Annotated in this window: 4 protein-coding genes and 1 pseudogene; 2 read left to right on the plus strand and 3 right to left on the minus strand. The window is 75.5% G+C overall.

The genetic code is table 11. The features are described from left to right. Positions 1-271, plus strand: a pseudogene (locus ABZW03_RS34960) (hypothetical protein); the annotation flags it as partial. Here ABZW03_RS34960 and ABZW03_RS34965 read toward each other — a convergent pair. The 3 genes from ABZW03_RS34965 to ABZW03_RS34975 all read right to left on the minus strand — a co-directional run bounded on the left by ABZW03_RS34965 (position 262) and on the right by ABZW03_RS34975 (position 5,191). Then, positions 262-2,502, minus strand: coding sequence for an acyltransferase family protein (locus tag ABZW03_RS34965; RefSeq protein ID WP_355267653.1), 2,241 nt, complete (start codon positions 2,500-2,502; stop codon positions 262-264). The pseudogene ABZW03_RS34960 and the gene ABZW03_RS34965 sit on opposite strands and share 10 nt — an antisense overlap. Before the next feature lie 135 nt (positions 2,503-2,637). Next, positions 2,638-4,377, minus strand: a complete 1,740-nt coding sequence (locus tag ABZW03_RS34970) for a cellulose synthase catalytic subunit (RefSeq protein ID WP_355267656.1) — start codon at positions 4,375-4,377, stop codon at positions 2,638-2,640. Positions 4,378-4,621: 244 nt separating this feature from the next. After that, positions 4,622-5,191, minus strand: coding sequence for a GNAT family N-acetyltransferase (locus ABZW03_RS34975; protein ID WP_355267659.1), 570 nt, complete (start codon positions 5,189-5,191; stop codon positions 4,622-4,624). A gap of 327 nt (positions 5,192-5,518) precedes the next feature. Between ABZW03_RS34975 and ABZW03_RS34980 the strand changes: the two genes are divergently transcribed. Next, complete coding sequence (locus ABZW03_RS34980) at positions 5,519-6,445, plus strand: lysozyme (protein ID WP_355267662.1); 927 nt, start codon at positions 5,519-5,521, stop codon at positions 6,443-6,445. Positions 6,446-6,535 lie beyond the last annotated feature (90 nt).

Below are 6,535 nucleotides of genomic sequence, written 5' to 3' on the forward strand. Positions count from 1 at the left end.
GGGGGACCGGCGGGCCGCCCCGCCGACGCCCGGTGCCGGGGCCGGCGCGACGCCGGACGCCCAGCGCGCCTCGGCGAGCGCCCACCCGAGACCGCACAGCCCGCACGCCCAGGCTCCGGCCCGCGGCCCGTCGGGCGCGCCCGCCCCGGCGAGTGCCGGGGCGGGCTCGGGCGGCGGCCGGAACACCACCATCTGCGACCAGGCCGAGCGGGCGGGCCACTGGCCGCCCGGGTCGGACCAGGCCCGGATCTGCCACAGCCTCTACGGCTGAGCCGACGGCGCCCCCGGAGCCACGGACGCCGCCGGACCGGCCGAAGAAGCCGGACCAGCCGGACCGGTAGGAGCCCCCGGTGCCCCCGGTGCCCCCAGCAGCCCCTTGTCCAGCCGGGGCGCCAGCACCCGCGCCAGGGTGTCGGTGATGTGCCCGGTGTCCCGGTACAGCACCACGCCCTCCAGCACGGCCGGGCAGGAGGGCCCGGTGCCGGGGCAGAGCAGCGGCCCGAGGTCGAGCGTCCGCACCCCGTACCGGGCGGCGAGCCCGCCGTCCAGCACGGGGTCGGGCTCGAAGGCGGTGTCGCGCGGGAAGAAGCAGGCGTCCGAGCGCCCGTCGGAGGCGGCCAGGCAGGTCGGGATGTCCTTGCCGGGCATCGGGGTGTCGCCGAGGTAGGCGAGCGGGGCGCCGAGGGCGGTGAGCCGGTCCAGGGTGCGGGTCCAGCCCTCGGCGCGCTCCTCCGGGCTGCCGTACCGGTTGAGCCCGGCCATCAGGACCAGGCGCGGCCGGGGCCCTGAGGCCAGCCGGGTGAGGGTGTTCTCGCGCCAGCGGTCGCACTCCTCGAAGGTGCGGCCGAGCACGTTGTTGCGCACGGTGAGGGTGGCCAGCGGGCAGCCGGGCTTGACCAGGACCTCCAGGGCCCAGCGCCGCTGCTCGGCCAGGGCGAGCGCGGCGGAGATCCACTGCCCGGCGTGCGAGTCGCCGAGCAGCACGATCCGGTCGGGGCTGTCCTGCGCGCCGAACAGGCAGCGCGGGCTGCTGTCGGCGTTGAGCGGGATCTCGCAGCCCTTGCCGGGCGGGAAGTCCTCCCGGGCCCGGGCCAGCGGGGGCGTCAGGGCGAGCACCCGGGTGCCGGGGGCGAGCAGGCCCGGGCCGTCGGCGGCTCCGGCGGGGGCCGCCGTGGGCCCGGCGGCCGGGTCGCCGAGGGCCCGTACGGTGCCGCCGCCGAGGGTGAGCGCGGCGATCAGCGGGATGACCAGGGCACTGGCGCCGACCGCGAGCCCGCGCCGGGGGGCCGGGCTGCTGCCGTACCGCAGCGGCTGCTCGACCAGCCGCAGGGTGAGCCAGGCGGGCAGTGCGCTCGCGGCGGTCAGCGCGAGCAGGACGGTCCACGGCAGCGCGCCGTACCGGGCCTGGGCGATGGTCAGCACCGGCCAGTGCCAGAGGTACCAGGCGTAGGAGAGCCGGCCGGCGGCGCGCAGCGGACGGGCGGCGAGCAGCCGTCCGGCGTCGGCGGCGCCGGGGGTGCCGTGCCCGGCGAGCAGGACGGCGGCGGTGCCGAGGACGGGCAGCAGCGCGGCGGTGCCGGGGAACGCGGTGGTGCGGTCGTACAGGACGACCGGCGCGAGGACGGCCGCCAGGCCCAGCCAGCCGGCCGCCCGCAGCGACCAGCGCGTCGGACGCCGCTCGGCCCGGGCGGCCAGTGCCGGGCCCAGCAGGGCCGCGCAGGCGCCGGCCGCGAACTCCCAGAGCCGGCTGCCGGTGGAGAAGTAGGCGAGCGGCGCGGAGGTGGCCGTCCAGCGCAGGCAGAGCGCCAGCGAGACGCCGCCGACGGCCAGGGTGGCGAGGGCGGTCGCCAGGGTGCGGCGGCGCCCGTGCAGGTAGCGGGCGAGGCCGAGCAGCAGGACGCCCCAGAGCAGGTAGAACTGGTTCTCCACGCCCAGCGACCAGAAGTGCTGCAGCGGGCTGGGGTCGCGTTCGGCGGCCAGGTAGTCGGTCTGCTCGCCGACGAAGCGCCAGTTGGCGAACTGGCCGGCCGAGGCGATCAGGTCGCGGGCGAGGTCGGTGCCGCGCAGCGGGTCGAGCAGGGCGCCGCCGGCGACGGCGGTGGCCACCAGCACGGTGGCGGCGGCGGGCAGGATGCGCCGGGCGCGGCGGGCGGCGAAGTCCCACAGGCCGATCGGGCGGCCGACGAGCAGGCCGGTGATCAGGAAGCCGGAGACGACGAAGAAGACGTCGACGCCGACGAAGCCGCCGGTCAGGCCCGGGAGGGCGGAGTGGAAGGCGAGGACGGCGAGCACGGCGACGCCGCGCAGCCCCTCGATGTCGGGGCGGAAGGCGGTGCGCCGGCGGGCCTGCCCGCGCTCGGCGACGGTGGCGGGCTGCGGGGCGGCGGGTTCCCGGCCCACCCGGACGACGCCGGGCAGCAGGCCGGCGCGTATCTCGGCAGCGGAATCGGCGGCGGAATCGGACGACGGCTCGGAGGACGACGGTGGTACGGCCGTTGACACGGCGGTGCTCCTTGCAGGAGTGGCAGCGGTGGTCGGGCCCGCCGGGCCGATGGGGCGGCCGGGCGGTGTCCGCGCCGGTGGGGCGACGCGCAAGGAAACGCAACGGTCGAGCGGTGGAGCGGAACTGACGTGGCGTCAGAGGATCAGCGGGTCGGCCCAGCCGGAGGCCAGCAGCCCGCACAGCAGCAGGACGGCGGTGACGGCGACGGCTTCGGCCCGGCCGAACCCCAGGTCGGAGCGGCCCGGCGCGGGCGCGGCGACCTCCCCGACGGCGGCGCCCTTGCCGCCTCCGGTCCCGTTCAGCAGCGGCCACAGCTCCCGGATCAGCGGGATCATGGTGTACGCGGTGAGCGCGAGCAGCCCGGCGAGCGCCCAGTAGGGCTGCCAGCCGTACCGCAGCGCGGCCCGGACCAGTCCGGCGAGGCCCGCGAGGACGACGAACCCGAGCCAGCCGACCCCGATCCGGGCGACGGCGCGGGCGAGCGAACTGCCGCCGGACACGGCGCCGGTGGGCACCCAGTCGGCGGAACGGCGGCGCAGCGCGTGCGCGATGGCGACCACGTGGCAGAGCCCGCCGAGGAGTTGGACCCGGGTGACCTCGAAGCGCCAGCGGGTGCGGGACATCGCGGGCAGCAGCACCAGGGCGACCCAGATCGGCGGCAGGAACGGCAGCACCTGCCAGGGCTGGATCTCCTCCGGCCGGAAGAACAGCATGATCAGGGCGGGCAGCGGCACGGCGAAGACGTTCACCGCGCTGGTGACGTAGCCGAGGATGCCGTTCCAGAAGCAGAGCCGGGCGGAGCGGGGCAGCGGCCCCTTGCGGAAGTCCGGGTCGCGGACCAGGGCCAGGGAGCCGAGGCACCAGCGGTACTGCTGGCTGATGAAGGCGGGCAGGCCGGTGGGCGACATGCCCTTGGCGACCAGCGCGGGGACGTAGCGGGTGGTCCATCCGGCGCGGGCGAGGGCGAGGCCGGTGTAGAGGTCCTCGCTGTGGTCGATCTCGGCGAAGCCGCCGATCCGCTGCAGCGCGGCGCGGCGGTAGAGGGCGTTGGTGCCGCAGCAGACGGTGCCGTCCTGCGCGTCCCGGGAGGGCTGGATCCAGCGGTAGAAGATCTCCTGGGTGGCTCCCGCGGCGCGTTCGAGCCAGGACATGTCGGCGTCCGTGTCGAAGCACTGCGGGCTCTGCACGATGCCGACCCCGGGGTTGTCGAGGTAGGGCACCAGGTGGTGCAGGAAGTCGGGGCGGGGGCAGAAGTCGGCGTCCAGGACGGCGACGACCTCGCCGGTGCCCTCGGCCAGGCCGTGGTTGAGGTTGCCGGCCTTCTTGAACCGGCCCCGGTCCGGGCGGGCGTGGTACCGGAAGCCGTAGGACTCGGCGAGCCGGCGCACCTCGGGGCGGTCGGCGTCGTCGAGGACCAGGACGGTCAGCTCGCCGGGCCACCGGACGGCCGCGGTGTGCCGGTAGGCGTTGTCCAGGACGGCCAGCGGTTCGCCGGCGGTCGGCAGCAGCAGGTCCACGCTCGGGGCGCGGGCCGGGCTCCAGGCGCGCAGCAGCAGGTCGTGCGAGTCGCGGGTGAAGCGCCGGGCGCGCTGGCCGTCGGCGAGCGAGAGCAGCCAGGTGGCCGCGTTGAGCACGGTGAGCACCAGGAACGGCCAGAGCAGCGGCTTGCTGAGGGCGAACAGGCCGAGCGTGGCGGTGGCTCCCGCGTAGGAGAGGGTGGCGCAGAGCAGCACCCAGCGGCGCTGCGGGCCGAAGTACCAGTAGAGCTCCTCGTCGTCGGGCGGGCTGGGCAGTCGGTGTCCGTCGGGGTCCGCGGGTGTCCGGCGCGGACCGGTGTCGGGTGCGGGCATGGCGGTGCCATGGAGAACGGGCATGCGGAAATGGCCCCCCTGGGCAGCGGACGGAACGTGGCCGTTCGCGCTCAGCTTCTCACATTGGCCTAGACCAATCATGAACGAGGTATGACATCTCCGCATCGCCCCAGCTCAGCGACTTGACCACCCGTCACCTGGGGAAGTCCGGTCGATCGGGACTGAACCGGACCTCGGGCGCGGGCCGTTTCCGGCGGCCGTCAACTCCCGCCACAGCCGTCAACTCCCGTACGCGGAGGCCCGTTCCTCACCCGTCCGCCTTCAATTCCTTGACGAGGTGGGCGAACCGGAGGTCCGGCCGCAGCGGGATGCCGAACCGCTCGTCGCCGTACGGGAACGGGCTGAACTCCCCGGTGCGCCGGAAGCCGCGCCGCTCGTACCAGGCGATCAGCTCGGCGCGCTGCTCGATCACCGTCATCTCCATCGCGCCGACGCCCCACTCCCCGGCCGCCACCCGCTCCGCCTCGGCCAGCACGGCCCGGCCGATCCCGCCGCCCTGGAGCCCGGGGCGCACCGAGAACATGCCGAAGTACGCCCGCTCGCCGCGCCGTTCCAGCTGGCAGCAGGCGAGCAGTTCGCCGTCCCGCTCGGCCATCAGCACCAGGCCCTCGGGGTGGCCGACGGCCTCCGTGACGGCCTCCGGGTTGGTGCGCCGGCCGTCCAGCAGGTCCGCCTCGGTGGTCCACCCGGCGCGGCTGGCGTCGCCCCGGTAGGCGGACTCGACCAGCTCGACCAGCGCCGGGACGTCGGCGGGCACGGCGGGGCGGAACACGGGCTCCCCGGCGGGGCGGGCGGGGTCGGTGGCGGTCTCGGTCATGGCTGGTCCTCTCCTCACGTGCGGCGGGCCGCCCTCGGTGGCCGGCCCGCGGGCATCGTGCCACAGTGCGCCGACGCTCCCCCGGGCCGCTCCCGGCCCCGCTCCCGGCCCCGCTCCGGACACCTTCTCGGCAATCTGCCGGACCGGCAGAACCGGCAGGACCGGTTGCCGGTCATGGCGTTCGGGCCATGTGACGTGCGTTCACCATGTGAAAAAAGATGCCTGGCGGTGGCAGCAGGTACATGGCTACTCTGCGGTACGGCCGGTCGGACCCCGGCCGAACCGGGTCATTTCGACCCTCCCCACGCTCGGACCAGAGGAGTGCCCATGCCCCGCTCTTCCCGCTCCGCCCGCACCGCCGACACCGCAGGAACCACCCGCACCACCCGCACCACCCGCACCGCCGACAGACCGGCCCGCCGCCGGCTGCCCGCGCTCGCCGCCCTCGCCGCCGCGACCGCCCTGGTCGCCGGCGCGGCCGCCCCCGCGTACGCGGCCGACCCCGCCTCCGCCGCCCCCGTCGTCGAAGGCCGCCCCGGCTTCCACCCGGAGCAGGACTTCGCCGGCTCCACCGTCGCCGCCCGCGAGGGCCGCGGCCCCGCCGCCCCGTTCGCCTCCCTCGCCGCGACCCAGACCCCGGGCCTGGACGTCTCCGGCTACCAGGGCAACGTCAGCTGGTCCTCGGTGGCCGCCAACGGCGCCAAGTTCGCCTACGTCAAGGCGACCGAGGGCACCAGCTACACCAACCCGTACTTCGCCCAGCAGTACAACGGCTCGTACAACGCCGGCCTGATCCGCGGCGCCTACCACTTCGCGCTGCCGAACGTCTCCTCCGGCGCCACCCAGGCAAGCTACTTCGTCGGCCACGGCGGCGGCTGGTCCGCCGACGGCAAGACCCTGCCGCCCGCGCTGGACATCGAGTACAACCCCTACGGCGCCACCTGCTACGGCCTCAGCCAGAGCGCCATGGTCAGCTGGATCCGCGACTTCAGCAACACCGTGCACACCCGCACCGGCCGCTACCCCACCATCTACACCACCACCAACTGGTGGACCCAGTGCACCGGCAACTACGGCGGCTTCGGCACCACCAACCCGCTCTGGATAGCCCGCTACTCCACCTCCGTCGGCACCCTGCCGAACGGGTGGAGCTACCAGACCTTCTGGCAGTTCGCCGACTCCGGCACCTTCCCCGGTGACCAGAACTACTTCAACGGCGCGGCCGACCGCCTCCGCGCGCTCGCCCTGGGCTGACCTCCTCGTCGGTGACCGGCGAGAGGTAGCCGAGCACCTGGGCCATGTTGGCGCCCTCGACGCCGGTGTAGCGGCGCACGGCGGTGGGCT

The organism is Kitasatospora sp. NPDC004799 (assembly GCF_040609095.1).
In the GTDB taxonomy this organism is placed as follows: domain Bacteria; phylum Actinomycetota; class Actinomycetes; order Streptomycetales; family Streptomycetaceae; genus Kitasatospora.